Genomic DNA, 13860 nt, shown 5'->3' with positions numbered 1-13860 from the left:
ATATGTATTAAGGTCGTATCATATTCGACCAGTTATTCTCCTTGGAACGTCTGGTTCCACCGGTATGTGTCTCGTTTTCCCGGAGAGAGAAGCATGCGCAAAACCATTTTGACTGTGTTTATTGCCGCCTTGATGCAGTTTCCCGTTCAGACCGTGAACGCGGCCAATCTCATTGCCGATATCAGCCTGTCCTCGCAGACCATGACCGTTCGGCAGAACGGCATCATCATGTATCGCTGGAAGGTGTCGACGGCGCGCAAGGGCTACGTCACGCCGCGCGGCAGCTGGAGCGCCAAGTGGCTCTCGCGCAACCACCGCTCGCGCAAATACGACGATGCGCCCATGCCCTATGCCGTGTTTTTCAACGGCGGCTACGCCATCCACGCCACCTACGACATCAAACGCCTCGGCCGCCCGGCATCGCACGGCTGCGTGCGACTGCATCCCAACAATGCGGCGGAGTTCTTTGCGCTGACGCGGGAACATGGGCTGGCGAATACGCGGATCGTGATTACGCGGTGATCAGGCGCTGCCTCTCATCCGCCTGCTGGGACCTTCTCCCCGCAGGCGGGGGGAAGGTTTGGTCCTTGGGTTAAAGCCGAGGTGAGGGGCAAGCCCCAAGCGAATTCTGGAGAGAGCTGGCCGCCGCTCAATCGATCCCAGCCACATGCATCAGCCGGTCGAGGCTCGGCACGCTCACGTGGCGGCTGTTTTCGATGCGGATGACGTTTTCCTTGCGCAGCTTGGTGATCTGGCGGCTGACGGTCTCGATGGTGAGGCCGAGATAGTCGGCGATGTCGGCGCGCGACAAGGGCAGGTCGAACTCGTTGGCCGTGCCCTTTTCCGGATCGATATGGGTGGCGATGATGTAGAGGAAGCTTGCGACCTTCTCTTGCGCCGTCTTGCGGCCGAGTGTCAGCATCCAGTCGCGCGCTTCGTCCAACTCCTTCAGCGCCTGCTCGTGCAGCCGGTGTTCCAGCCCCGGCACTTCGGCGACGAGACGGTCGAGGACGGTGCGGGGGAAACAACAGATGTCGGTGTCGACGGCGGCTTCGGCCGTCAGTGCGCTCTCGCGGGTGAAGGGGCGGCCCATGAAGTCAGGTGCAAACTGCAGCCCGACGATCTGCTGGCGTCCGTCGGCCAGAACCTTGCTGAGCTTGACGACGCCCGAGATGATGTTGGCGTAGCTGTCGGTGGTTTCGCCCTGGCCGATGACCTCGCGGCCGGGCTCGATGCTGCGGCGGGTCGAATGGCGGCTGAGGTCGAGAAGCTGGTCCGGAGAGAGCGTGCCACACACACCGCCATGGCGCGCCTCGCAGGCGGAGCAGACGGTTGGAATGTCCGAATTATGGATATCCTTGCGGCGATGTTCGTTCACGATCTGCAATTCTTTCTACCTGCATCCAATGGCTCCCTGGAGGACCAAAGAGGATGCGGGTGGTTAAATCAAGAGTTGACAGGTGCTAATTCCGAAAGCGCGAAACAATGTCTCATGCTGGCTTGAGCATTGTCAATTTTAACGTGTTAATTCGGCGACTTGATCAAAATCAAAGGCTGCTTTGGCCATCCGTCCTATGTCAACTCCAAGATAGTGGAGAGACAGATGGACGACGCGCTCATCCTCAAGCATGCGGCCCCCGTGCCGCGTTACACCAGTTATCCGACCGCCCCGCATTTTTCCGATGCCGTGGGCCCGGGTGACTACGAAGGCTGGTTGCGAGCGGTCGGTCCGGGCGAGCCGATCTCGCTTTACGCCCATGTGCCCTATTGCGACCGGCTCTGCTGGTTCTGCGCCTGCCATACCAAGCAGACGCTGCGCTACGACCCAGTGGCCACCTATCTCAAGGGCCTGCACCGCGAGGTTGCGGAAATCGGCGGGCGGGTGAGCCGTGAGGCGAAGGTGACGGCTCTGCATCTCGGCGGCGGTTCGCCGACGCTCGTGCGGCCGCAGGATCTGATCGCCCTGAAGCGCACCTTCGCCGATCACTTCACCTTTGCGCCCGATTGCGAGATCAGCGTCGAGATGGATCCGAACGATCTCGACGAGGCGCGTCACGACGCGCTGGCTGCGATCGGCATGACGCGAGCAAGCTTCGGCGTGCAGGATTTCGACCCGCAGGTGCAAGAGGCGATCAACCGCATCCAGACGTTCGAGCAGACACGCGGCGCGATCGAGGCGGCGCGGGCAAGGGGCGTGCATTCCGTCAATTGCGACGTTCTCTACGGTCTGCCCTACCAGAGCCTGCGGTCGCTGGAGCGCACGATGGAGGCGGTGCTGACGCTCGATCCCGATCGTGTCGCACTGTTCGGCTATGCCCATGTGCCATGGATGAAGACGCATCAGAAGATGATCCCGGACGAAAGCCTGCCCGGCCTTGTCGAGCGCTTTTCCCAGATGACGCGGGCAGCCGAGATGCTTGTGGCGGCCGGCTACGAGGCGATCGGCATCGACCATTTCGCCAAGCCTGAGGACAGTCTGGCGAAGGCGAGCCGGGAAGGACGGCTGCGTCGCAATTTCCAGGGTTATACGGACGATGCCGCCGAAACGCTTGTCGGCCTTGGCGCCTCTGCGATCGGCCAGTTTCGCGATGGCTACGTGCAGAACATGCCGGCAACCGGCGAGTACCTGCGCCAGGTGGAGAGCGCCGGCATTGCTGCGGTGCGCGGCTACCGTTTCACGGACGACGACCGGATGAGAGCAAAGGTGATTGCCGACATCATGTGCCGCTTCGCTTTCTCCTTCGGCGAGACAGAGGAGGCGTTTCCGGGACTTGCGGGCGCCGTGATCGGGCAGGCGAAGCTCTTCCGGGCCCGCGATCTCGACAACCTCACGGTGATCGAGGACGGGGTTTTCCGGTTGACCGAACGCGGGCGGCCCTTTGCGCGATCGGTGGCGGCAGCCTTCGACGCCTATCTCGGCAATGGCCGTGGGCGGCATTCGGCGGCAGTCTAAGCGCGTTTTTCCCTAGTTTTGCAGCAACACCGGTCGCCAATTTGCAAACCGTTGCCATCTAGCCCATTGGCTTTTGCGGCGCATTTACCTATAGGATCGCCGAGACTCGACATAAGAATAAAGAGGTATGCGCGTGACAGCTACATTCGACAAGGTTGCAGACATCATCGCCGAAACCAGCGAGATCGATCGCGAGACGATCACGCCGGAAAGCCACACGATCGACGATCTGGGCATCGACAGCCTGGACTTCCTCGACATCGTGTTTGCGATCGACAAGGAATTCGGCATCAAGATCCCGCTCGAGCAGTGGACGCAGGAAGTCAACGAAGGCAAGGTTTCGACCGAAGAATACTTCGTTCTGAAGAACCTCTGCGCCAAGATCGACGAACTGCGGGCTGCCAAGGGCTGATCGGGCTTTCGCCCAATCCTTGCCGCACCAATTCCAATGCCGCCCGTCGCGCGCTGCGCTTGACAGGCGGCATTGGCGTTTTTACTTGAGCCCGAAACACGCGGCCAGAAAACGAAGCCAGAAAACGAACAGGGTGAGCCCCAATGCTCCTTGAGTACTTCCAGATGATCGATCGTGTCGAAACGGTCGATCTTTCGGCTGGCCGGCTGACGGCGCGGTCCGTGGTTCCTGAAAAGAGCCCGGTGTTCGAAGGCCATTTCCCGGGCTATCCCTTGGTTCCGGGCGTGCTTCTGATCGAGACGATGGCACAGGCCTCCGGTTTCCTGGTGCTCGCCGCCACCAATTTCGCCGCCATGCCGTTCCTGATGTCGGTCGACGGCGCCAAGATGCGCACCTTCGTCGAGCCCAATGCCGAACTCGATATCGAGGCTTTCCTCGAACACGACGGTTCGGGCTTTGCGGTGACCAAGGCGAAGATCACGTCGGCCGGCAAAAAGGTCTGCGACGCCCAGTTGAAGCTGAGAACCATGCCGTTCGACCAGGTTCCACTTGGCGATATCGTGCGCAAGCGGGCTGGCGAAGTGGGCCTGATGGCAGCTCTTTCGGCGGCAGCCGGTTCGGAGAAGTAAGATGAGCAAATCTGCAAACGACGTTGTCATTACCGGCGTCGGTATCGTCACCAGCCAGGGCGTCGGCGTCGAGCCGCATGTGGCTCTGCTGAAAGCCGGTGTGTCGCCGGCCGTGCGTGTCGAAACCGAGAAGTTCAGCCCCTATCCGGTGCATCCGCTGCCGGAAATCGACTGGTCGCAGCAGATCGCCAAGCGTGGCGACCAGCGCCAGATGGAAAACTGGCAGCGCCTCGGCGTTTTTTCCGCCGGCCTCGCGCTCGATGACGCCGGCCTCAAGGACAATCTCGAAGCCTGCGGCAGCATGGACATGATCGTCGCTGCCGGCGGCGGCGAGCGCGACATCAATGTCGATTCGCTGATCGTCGACGAGGCGCTGAAGCGCAACGACCGCGAACAGCTCTTGAACGAGAAGCTGACGACGGAGCTGCGCCCGACGCTGTTTCTCGCCCAGCTTTCGAACCTGCTCGCCGGCAACATCTCGATCGTGCACAAGGTCACCGGTTCGTCGCGCACCTTCATGGGCGAGGAAGCGGCCGGCATCTCGGCGATCGAAACCGCCTTTGCCCGCATCAAGGCCGGCCAGTCGAGCCACACGCTCGTCGGCGGCGCGTTCTCGGCCGAGCGTCTCGACATCATTCTCCTGATCGAAGCGATCCAGGGCCACGCGCTCGGCGACTGGCACCCGATCTGGTCGCGCAGCAAGGACAATGGCGGCGGCATGATCCTCGGTTCGGTCGGCGCCTTCCTGGTGCTGGAATCGCGCGAATTTGCCGAAGCCCGCGGCGCTCGCATCTATGCGACGATCGACGCGATCGGCGGCGACCGTGGCGCGCGCGACGGCGGCAAGCTGGAAGCCCGCCTTGCCGAACTCGCCAAGCCTGCATCCGATCTCGACGCATCCTCGACGGTCGTCTTCTCCGGTACCTCCGGCTTCCATGACCTCGTGGCACGCGAAAAGGCGTTCCTCGAAGCGAAACTTGCCGGTGCGCCCGTGCGCGCGTATGGCGGCCTCGTCGGCCACAGCATCGAGGCGCAATTCCCGTTGGGTCTGGCGCTGGCAGCGCTGACGCTGGGCGAGGGCGCCAAGGTGCCCGCCTTCGATGCGGGCGCGGAAAAGCCGATGACGGCGGCAGCCAAGAGCGCCGTGGTCACCACCATCGGCCATTCGCGCGGCGAAGGCGTCGCCGTGCTTTCGGCGGAATAACAGGAGCGGATGATGAGCAACGCTTACAAGGATCACCTCGGCCGGCCGATCATCGCGATTACCGGCATGGGCGTCATCACCTCGCTCGGCCAGGGCGTCGAGGACAACTGGGCAGCGCTTTCGGGCGGTGTTTCGGGCATCCACAAGATCACCCGTTTTCCGACCGAGGGTCTCAACACCCGCATCTCCGGCATGGTCGATTTCATCGACATTCCCGCCGCCAATTCCGTCGAGCGCTCCTATGCCATGGCGCGCGAAACGACGCTTGAAGCCCTGGCTCAGGCCGGCATCTCCGGTGATTTCAACGGTCCGCTGTTTCTCGCCGCTCCGCCGGTCGAACCGGAATGGAGCGCGCGCTTCGAGCTTGCCGACCGTTCGCCGCCGTCCGAACAGCCGGGCGACGCCTATAACCGTTTCCTTGCCGCCATGCGCCAGAAGGCCGATCCGGTGTTTCATGAGGCCGTGCTGTTTGGCTCGATCTCCGAACGCCTGGCCGACCGCTTCGGCACGCGCGGCCTGCCGGTGACGCTGTCGACAGCCTGTGCATCGGGCGCGACCGCGATCCAGCTCGGCGTCGAGGCGATCCGCCAGGGCCGCACCGACCGGGCGCTGACGGTTGCGACCGACGGTTCGGTCAGCGCCGAGGCGCTGATCCGCTTTGCGTTGCTGTCGGCCCTTTCCACCCAGAACGACCCGCCGGAAAAGGCCTCCAAGCCCTTCACCAAGGACCGCGACGGCTTCGTCATCGCCGAAGGTGCAGCGACCCTTGTGCTGGAATCGCTGGAAGCAGCCGTTGCCCGCGGCGCCCGCGTCTACGGCATCCTCAAGGGCTGCGGCGAGAAGGCCGATCTCTTCCACCGCACCCGCTCGTCGCCGGACGGCGGACCTGCGATCGCGACGATCCGCGCGGCCCTTGCCGACGCCGGCATCGACGAGAACGGCATCGGCTACATCAACGCGCACGGCACCTCGACGCCCGAGAACGACAAGATGGAATATCTGTCGATGTCGGCCGTCTTCGGAGAGCGCCTGCCGTCGATCCCGGTTTCGTCCAACAAGTCGATGATCGGCCACACGCTGACGGCCGCCGGTGCGGTCGAGGCGGTGTTCTCGATCCAGACCATGCTGACCGGCACGCTGCCGCCGACGATCAACTACCAGAACCCCGATCCGGCGATCGTGCTCGACGTGGTGCCGAACGTGAAGCGCAGCCAGCAGGTCAATGCGGTGCTGTCGAACTCCTTCGGCTTCGGCGGCCAGAACGCCAGCCTTGTGATGACGGCCGAGCCGGCTTGAGCCATTGACGAGGGCGAGGGGCTCTGGCGTAACCCCCCTCTGCCCTGCCGGGCATCTCCCCCACAAGGGGGGAGATTGGATGTGGCACCGTCCCTTCAACGACGCCAACGCCGAGGCTTAAAGTGATTGGCTTGCCGCGGGTCGATCTCCCCCCTTGTGGGGGAGATGGCCGGCAGGCCAGAGGGGGGTGAGTACCACTCTCCCAAAGTGTATATATGCCCAGTCAGCACGGCCCCGCCGCCGACTCTGCAAGATTTAAAGGAAGAACCATGCGCGCCCTGCAACTGCTCGATGACCGCAAGCTTGAAATCACCGACATTCCGGAACCGGAAGCACCGGGCCCCGGAGAGGTGACGCTGCGCGTCAAGGCGGTGGCGCTCAATCATATCGACGTCTGGGGTTGGCGCGGCATGGCGTTTGCCAAGCGCAAGATGCCGCTCGTCATCGGCGCGGAAGCCTCTGGCGTGGTCGACAGCATCGGTCCTGGCGTTTCGAGCGTGCTTCCGGGCCAGCTCGTCTCGGTCTATGGCGCGCGCACCTGCGGCCTCTGCCGTCCGTGCAAGGAAGGCCGTGACAATCTCTGCGAACATGTGGGCGGCGTGCACGGCTTCCACCTCGACGGCTTCGCGCAGGAAAAGATCAACCTGCCGGCGCGCCTCCTGGTTCCGGCCCCTCCGGGTGTCGATGCCGTTGCCGCAGCATGTGCTCCCGTTACCTTTGGCACCGTCGAGCACATGCTGTTCGACAACGCCAAGCTCGAACCGGGTGAAACCATTCTCGTCCACGCCGGCGGTTCGGGTATCGGGTCGGCGGCGATCCAGCTTGCCAAGAAGATCGGCTGCACGGTGATCACCACCGTCGGCTCCGACGACAAGATCGAGAAGGCGAAGGCGCTTGGCGCCGATCACGTCATCAACTACCGCACCGACCGCTTCGAGGGCGTGGTGCGCAAGCTCACCAAGAAGAAGGGCGTCGACGTCGTCTTCGAACATGTCGGCAAGGACACCTGGGCGGGTTCCATGCTCTGCATGAAGCGCGGCGGACGTCTGGTGACCTGCGGCTCGACCTCGGGTGTGTCCACCGACATGAACCTGATGATGCTGTTCCAGCAGCAGCTGAAGCTGCTCGGCTCCTTCGGTTGCCGCATGGAAAACATGGCCAACGCCATGCAGAAGATGGCCCGCGGCCTGGTCCATCCGGTCATCGACACCGAAATCACCCTCGATCAGATCGACCGGGCGCTCGAGCGCATGGAATCGCGCCAGATCTTCGGCAAGATCATCCTGAAGATGGATTGATCGACGTGCGCATGGTGATCACACGGCTGGTGCTGGCGGCGGATCGTTTCCGCCAGTGGCTGATTGCGCAGTTCGTGTTTCTGCTTTTGACGATCCTGAAGATGTTTCCGGCCGACGGCGCGATCAACTTCATGGATCGCGCCCTGCGCTTCATCGGCCCGAAGACCAGCCGGCAGAAGCTGACGCTGACCAATCTGCGCAATGCCTTTCCGGAGAAGAGCGAGGCGGAGATCCACGAGATCGCGCTCGAGAGCTGGGGCAACATGGGCCGCATGGCGGCTGAATACGTGTTCCTCGACCGGCTCTTCGACTTCGATCCGGAGCGTACGACACCTGGGCGCATCGAAGTTTCGGGCATTCCGCTGTTTCTCGAGCTGCGCGACAATCCGCGCCCCTTCATCGTCTTTACCGCCCACAGCGGCAATTTCGAGATGCTGCCGGTGGCCGGCTCCGCCTTCGGCCTTGATGTCACCGTGCTTTTCCGTCCGCCGAACAACCCTTACGTGGCCGAGAAGGTGTTCAATTTCCGCGCCGAACGCATGGGCAAGCTCGTGCCGTCGCATGCCGGCTCCTCGTTTGCGCTTGCTCGCCAGCTCGAGCGCGGCCAGGGGGTTGGCGTTCTCGTCGACCAGAAGTTCCGCAAAGGCCTGAAGACCAAGTTCTTCGGCCAGGACGTGCAGACCAACCCGCTCTTGGCCAAGCTCGTTCGCCAGTTCAACTGCGAGGTCTACCCGGCCCGCTGCATCCGCTTGCCGGGCGGCCGTTTCCGCCTGGAGATCGAACCGGCGATCGCCATCCCGCGCAAGGCGGACGGCAATGTCGATGTCACCGCCACGGCGCAGGTGCTGAACGACAAGGTGGAAAGCTGGGTTCGCGAGTATCCCGGGCAATGGCTCTGGTACCACGACCGCTGGCACATCAAACGCTACCTCAAGGACTGATTCTCCTACAGCCACATCCGCACGGCTGGTGCGCCCCACCAAATTTCACGCTTTCGCGCGCCCGGTACGCCTGTGCCGGGCGTCATTTTGTCTTACATAGGGTGAAAGCCCTCGTTGGATCGCACCTGAAAATGGTTCCCGCCGGCCGAGTTTTTCTTTCTGCTGTTGAACGCTAACGCAATGAGTGTAAACTCTTAACTGTCTCGCGGGGGCAAGACTGCAAGCGCTTTGGATGACCGAAGCGGGGTGGTTTCAGGCGAAAGCAGTGGGGAAGCGTCAAGACCGAAATCAGTGTCAGCAGCATCAACACCTGAATTTGTAAGTGCATCGAAGCGGCTTGGCCGTGGGGAATTGGGGTTTCGAATTGAACGCACTGATTGAGCTGTTCTGGTTCAAGTATTCGCAGCTGCAGTATGCCGTACGCATGGCAGACGAGCATCTCGTGGGGATTCTGGATCGCGAGCTCGATCCCATTCTCCGGTCCGTCTACGACGAGAAGGCGGTGAGTGTCGAAGACGCCCGCCTGCAGTTCCAGTTCCTGATCGATATCCTGCGCGTCGAAGCCGACGACATCTCCTGCGTGCTCCGGCACTCGCAGCTGCTGCAATCGCTGATCAACCGCTATTTCGCCGCGACCGGGGCGGAAAAGTTCGCTGACCTTCAGCTCGAACGCCGACCGGCGCAGCCGAGCAAGGGCAGGGCGGACGAGGGCCTTCTCAACGAGGCGATCCTCGACAGCTTCCCCGACAGGCTCGCGGTGATTACGCCCGACTACCGCTATCTCTACACCAACCCGCGCAATGCCCGGCATCTGGAAAGCAGGCCGATGGACCTGATCGGCCGGCACATCGTCGAGTTCATCGGCATCCAGCGCTTCGAGCAGCGGGTAAAGTCCTATCTCGACCGGTGTTTTGCCGGCGAGGTGGTCGATTATACCTTTGCCAAGACCGTCGACGCGCGAACAGTGGTGGTGCGCTGCCGGCTGACGCCGTGCATGTCGAGCGCCGGGAAGCTCATCGGAGCGATCCTGGTGATCCAGGAACATGCCGATCGCCGCCGGGCGATCGCCGCCTGATCTCTTCCGGCATTCCCGAGGTCTGCCGCAGGGCCTGTTCGAGCCGGCCGCGCAACGATATCACCGCCGATGGGGTGAGGCTTGCCTGCAGATCAGGTCCTTCGCATCATTGCAGCGTCGTGACACCTCTTCAGCAAAGGCAACGTCGTGGGGATCACAATCGAAACGCCGCGCCTTGTTCTCCGGCCCTGGAGTGAGGAAGATATCGAGCAGCTCGCGCTCGGCCTCAACGATCTCGCGCTGGCAAAGTGGCTCGCTTTCGTCCCGCACCCCTATTCGAAATCCCATGCGGAAGACTGGATCAGACGATGCCGGGAGATTTCGAACGCCAGTTCTCCGCCGGTTGCCTATGAATTTGCAATCGAACTCAAATCCGAACGACAGATGATCGGCGGGGTCAGTCTCAACAGGATTGACCGGCAGGCCGGCACCGGCGGTGGCGGGATCTGGATCGCCGGGCGCTATCAGGGGCGCGGCTATGGACGCGAGGCGTTCGAGGCGAAGATCCGGTTCGCCTTTGACGATCTGGGCCTGACAAAGCTCGTCAACGGTTACTTCGACGGCAACGAAAACTCATGGGCGATGCAGCGCAGGCTGGGGTTTCGGCGCGTCTCTGACGTCCCCAGCCGCTCAATGGCTGATGGCAGGCAGACGATCGAGCACGTCACGACGTTGCTGCGCAGCGATTGGGACGATCGCAAAGGGACGATGCCGAGCGAAGGCTGAACCGAGGTGTATGTCCCTGCGATACGAAATCGCAGGATGCTGCGCTGTTGCGTTTCCACGGAACGGTCGCAAGTGCGCTCGTCGGCAGGGACGCCAGCCTATCCGCTTGGCGCCGTCGCGCCGCGCAGACATTCCTGCTCGAAGGCGACATGCCGGCGCAAGCTGGTGAAGAAGCCGCGCAGCATGTAGCCGGCGGTTTCGGCGTTGACGGTTTCATCTGCCGCTCCCAGCCGCTCCAGCATTTCCGTCAGTTCCTCGGCAAAGCATTCATCCTCGCAGTGCTCGTATTTCAGCCGCTCCAGCGTGGCGCCGATGGTCGGGTCCGCGCGGAAGGTGCGCTCGATCCAGGGGAAGACCAGGCTTTCCTCACTGGCGTGCATCTCGCGGATCATCGGTTCGAGAACCTTGGCGGCGTAGACGCATTTCTGCCGGTCGATGTCGGCGGGCAGGCTGTCGGCGATTTCTTCCAGACAGTGGCAGAGCGCCAGTTGCTCTTCATGGGCGCGGGCGAGCCAGGCGAAGGGTTCGGTCACGGGTGCGGGCCGGGGCGGCGGCTCCAGGCGGCTGCGGATACGTCCTTCTGCATAGGTATTTTTCATCGGCTCCTGACACCAGCTCCCACGGCGCTCCCTGTTGTTTGACGAGGATGATCCATCGGAGGTGGGGCAGCCTTGATCTGAATCAAGGTGAAGCTGCCCTGATTCTGACACTTTCCGGCAAGCTGCGGCGACGCCCCTGTTCTGGAGTGTGTTTCCGCGTGCGTTCGGACCAAGTTGGGGACCCAACCATGAAATACACTTTCGAGATGATCCTGCTCGGGATCGGAGCATTCCTGGCGCTGATCGGCGCCGGTTTTGCTCAGGATCGGCACTTCGAGGCCCATATGTGGGTGCTGTTCTTCGTGCTTCTTGCCGGCACCATCCTCCTGATGCGACGCATCGAGTTCAGCCCCGTTTCAGCCGGCAGGGCTCCGCCGCCACCGCCGCAGTCGGAGTATTTCGACGAGGTGGTGAAGTATGGCGTGATCGCCACCGTCTTCTGGGGCGTCGTCGGCTTTCTCGTCGGCGTCGTGGTGGCACTCCAGCTCGCCTTTCCGGACCTCAACATCGAGCCCTGGTTCAACTTCGGTCGCATGCGGCCGCTGCACACCTCGGCGGTCATCTTCGCCTTCGGCGGCAACGCCTTGATCGCCACCTCGTTCTATATCGTCCAGCGCACCAGCCGCGCGCGCCTCTTCGGCGGCAATCTCGGCTGGTTCGTGTTCTGGGGCTATCAGCTTTTCATCGTCATGGCGGCCACCGGCTATCTCCTGGGCATCACCCAGTCGAAGGAGTATGCGGAGCCCGAATGGTACGTGGATCTCTGGCTGACGATTGTCTGGGTCGCCTATCTCGCCGTCTTCCTCGGCACGCTTTTGAACCGCAAGGAGCCGCATATCTATGTGGCCAACTGGTTCTATCTCGCCTTCATCGTCACCATCGCGATGCTGCACGTCGTCAACAACCTGGCGGTGCCGGTCTCCTTCCTCGGGTCCAAGAGCTATTCGGCGTTTGCCGGCGTGCAGGACGCGCTTACGCAATGGTGGTACGGCCATAACGCCGTCGGCTTCTTCCTGACGGCCGGCTTCCTCGGGATGATGTATTACTTCATCCCCAAGCAGGCGAACCGCCCCGTCTATTCCTACCGCCTGTCGATCATCCACTTCTGGTCGCTGATCTTCATGTACATCTGGGCAGGCCCGCACCACCTGCACTATACGGCGCTGCCCGATTGGGCACAGACGCTCGGCATGGTGTTCTCGATCATGCTGTGGATGCCCTCCTGGGGCGGCATGATCAACGGCCTGATGACGCTGTCGGGCGCCTGGGACAAGATTCGCACCGACCCGATCATCCGCATGATGGTGATGGCCGTCGCCTTTTACGGCATGGCGACCTTCGAAGGTCCGATGATGTCGATCAAGACGGTCAACTCGCTCAGCCACTACACAGACTGGACGATCGGTCACGTGCATTCGGGCGCGCTCGGCTGGAACGGCCTCATCACCTTCGGCGCGATCTACTACCTCGTTCCCAAGCTGTGGCAGCGCGAGCGCCTCTACAGCGTGCGCATGGTCAATTGGCACTTCTGGCTCGCCACCCTCGGCATCGTCGTCTACGCGGCGGTCATGTGGGTCGCCGGCATCCAGCAGGGCCTGATGTGGCGCGAATACGACGACCAGGGCTTCCTCGTCTATTCCTTCGCGGAATCGGTCGCGGCGATGCTGCCCTACTACGTGCTGCGTGCCCTTGGCGGCGCACTCTTCCTCGCCGGGGCTTTGCTCATGGCCTTCAACGTAACCATGACCATCCTCGGCCGCGTGCGTGACGAAGCTCCGATCTTCGGAGCAACGCCCGCGCTGAAGCCTGCGGAATAGGAGGGCACAGACAATGTCCATTCTCGACAAACACGCCACTCTCGAACGCAACGCGACGCTGCTTCTCGTCGGCTCGCTGCTCGTCGTCTCGGTTGGCGGCATCGTGGAAATCGCGCCGCTCTTCTATCTCGAAAACACCATCGAGAAGGTGGAGGGCATGCGCCCCTACTCGCCGCTGGAACTTGCCGGCCGCGACATCTACGTGCGCGAAGGCTGCTACGTCTGTCACAGCCAGATGATCCGCCCGTTCCGCGACGAGGTGGAGCGTTACGGCCATTACTCGCTGGCGGCAGAATCCATGTACGACCATCCGTTCCAGTGGGGCTCCAAGCGCACCGGGCCGGATCTCGCTCGCGTCGGCGACCGCTACTCCAACGAGTGGCACGTGCAGCACATGATCGAGCCGCGCTCGGTGGTGCCGGAATCGGTGATGCCGAGCTACGCCTTCTTGAAGGCGACGCCACTCGACGTGAACAACATCGCCGCGAACCTCAAGGCGAACAAGGCGGTCGGCGTTCCCTATACGGACGAGATGATCGACAACGCGCTTGCCGACATCAAGGCGCAGGCCGATCCAAACGCGGATACTTCGGGTGTGGAAGGGCGCTATCCGAAGGCCAAGCTCGGTGACTTCGACGGCGATCCGCAGAAGCTGACGGAGATGGACGCGCTCGTCGCCTATCTGCAGATGCTCGGCACGCTGGTCGACTTCTCCACCTACGACGACACAACCGGCTACCGCTAAGGAGATCGACCCATGGAAACCTATACGGCCATGCGCCAGTTCGCCGACAGCTGGGCGCTCCTTGCCATGACGCTCTTCTTCCTGGGCGTCGTCGCCTTCATCTTCCGGCCCGGCGCCAAGAAGGCCGCCGATGATGCCGCAGCCATCCCCCTCAAGGAGGACTGA

Annotated in this window: 15 protein-coding genes; 13 read left to right on the top strand and 2 right to left on the bottom strand. The window is 62.4% G+C overall.

From position 1 onward, the window contains the following. The first annotated feature begins 132 nt into the window (after positions 1–132). Entirely contained in the window at positions 133–522 is a 390-nt protein-coding gene (locus VGO12_RS05990) for a L,D-transpeptidase (RefSeq protein ID WP_327511859.1), read from the top strand. A 127-nt stretch (positions 523–649) separates the two neighbouring features. Here the strand turns inward: VGO12_RS05990 and VGO12_RS05985 are convergent, their stop codons facing one another. Next, positions 650–1387, bottom strand: coding sequence for a Crp/Fnr family transcriptional regulator (locus VGO12_RS05985; protein ID WP_327511814.1), 738 nt, complete (start codon positions 1385–1387; stop codon positions 650–652). Between the two features lie 216 nt (positions 1388–1603). Here VGO12_RS05985 and hemN point away from each other — a divergent pair, with 216 nt between their 5' ends. From hemN to VGO12_RS05940, 9 genes are all read left to right on the top strand, one after another. Beyond that, complete coding sequence (gene hemN, locus VGO12_RS05980) at positions 1604–2953, top strand: oxygen-independent coproporphyrinogen III oxidase (protein ID WP_327511813.1); 1350 nt, start codon at positions 1604–1606, stop codon at positions 2951–2953. Between the two features lie 127 nt (positions 2954–3080). Next, the gene (locus VGO12_RS05975; protein ID WP_089044188.1) at positions 3081–3365 is read left to right on the top strand and encodes an acyl carrier protein; all 285 of its coding nucleotides are present in this window, start codon (positions 3081–3083) and stop codon (positions 3363–3365) included. Positions 3366–3508: 143 nt separating this feature from the next. Further along, a complete protein-coding gene (locus VGO12_RS05970) occupies positions 3509–3994 on the top strand; it encodes a 3-hydroxyacyl-ACP dehydratase FabZ family protein (RefSeq protein ID WP_327511811.1) in 486 nt (161 codons plus the stop codon). 1 nt (position 3995) lies between these two features. Continuing rightward, the gene (locus VGO12_RS05965) at positions 3996–5198 is read left to right on the top strand and encodes a beta-ketoacyl-ACP synthase (RefSeq protein WP_327511810.1); all 1203 of its coding nucleotides are present in this window, start codon (positions 3996–3998) and stop codon (positions 5196–5198) included. A gap of 9 nt (positions 5199–5207) precedes the next feature. Continuing rightward, the gene (locus tag VGO12_RS05960) at positions 5208–6494 is read left to right on the top strand and encodes a beta-ketoacyl-ACP synthase (protein WP_327511809.1); all 1287 of its coding nucleotides are present in this window, start codon (positions 5208–5210) and stop codon (positions 6492–6494) included. 269 nt (positions 6495–6763) lie between these two features. Next, positions 6764–7792, top strand: coding sequence for a zinc-binding dehydrogenase (locus VGO12_RS05955; protein WP_327511808.1), 1029 nt, complete (start codon positions 6764–6766; stop codon positions 7790–7792). An 11-nt stretch (positions 7793–7803) separates the two neighbouring features. Next, entirely contained in the window at positions 7804–8733 is a 930-nt protein-coding gene (locus tag VGO12_RS05950) for a lipid A biosynthesis lauroyl acyltransferase (protein ID WP_327511858.1), read from the top strand. A 364-nt stretch (positions 8734–9097) separates the two neighbouring features. After that, positions 9098–9808 (top strand): PAS domain-containing protein, encoded by a 711-nt coding sequence (locus VGO12_RS05945; protein WP_327511807.1) that lies wholly within the window; start codon positions 9098–9100, stop codon positions 9806–9808. Between the two features lie 147 nt (positions 9809–9955). Then, positions 9956–10534, top strand: coding sequence for a GNAT family protein (locus VGO12_RS05940; RefSeq protein ID WP_327511806.1), 579 nt, complete (start codon positions 9956–9958; stop codon positions 10532–10534). 98 nt (positions 10535–10632) lie between these two features. Here the strand turns inward: VGO12_RS05940 and VGO12_RS05935 are convergent, their stop codons facing one another. Further along, on the bottom strand, positions 10633–11133 hold the full coding sequence (locus VGO12_RS05935; RefSeq protein ID WP_327511805.1) for a hemerythrin domain-containing protein: 501 nt from the start codon (positions 11131–11133) through the stop codon (positions 10633–10635). 188 nt (positions 11134–11321) lie between these two features. On the opposite strand from VGO12_RS05935, the gene ccoN reads away from it, so the two are divergent. From ccoN to VGO12_RS05920, 3 genes are read left to right on the top strand one after another with little or no spacing between them, the layout of a single operon-like run. Beyond that, a complete protein-coding gene (gene ccoN / locus VGO12_RS05930) occupies positions 11322–12950 on the top strand; it encodes a cytochrome-c oxidase, cbb3-type subunit I (RefSeq protein ID WP_327511804.1) in 1629 nt (542 codons plus the stop codon). Positions 12951–12963: 13 nt separating this feature from the next. Continuing rightward, entirely contained in the window at positions 12964–13695 is a 732-nt protein-coding gene (ccoO, locus tag VGO12_RS05925) for a cytochrome-c oxidase, cbb3-type subunit II (RefSeq protein WP_104664286.1), read from the top strand. A gap of 12 nt (positions 13696–13707) precedes the next feature. After that, a complete protein-coding gene (locus VGO12_RS05920; RefSeq protein WP_034788377.1) occupies positions 13708–13860 on the top strand; it encodes a CcoQ/FixQ family Cbb3-type cytochrome c oxidase assembly chaperone in 153 nt (50 codons plus the stop codon).

This window comes from Ensifer sp. (genome assembly GCF_035999135.1).
Taxonomy (GTDB): Bacteria; Pseudomonadota; Alphaproteobacteria; order Rhizobiales; family Rhizobiaceae; genus Ensifer.
Note: the sequence above shows the minus strand (reverse complement) of the source record. Positions and strands in the feature narration are given on the sequence as shown.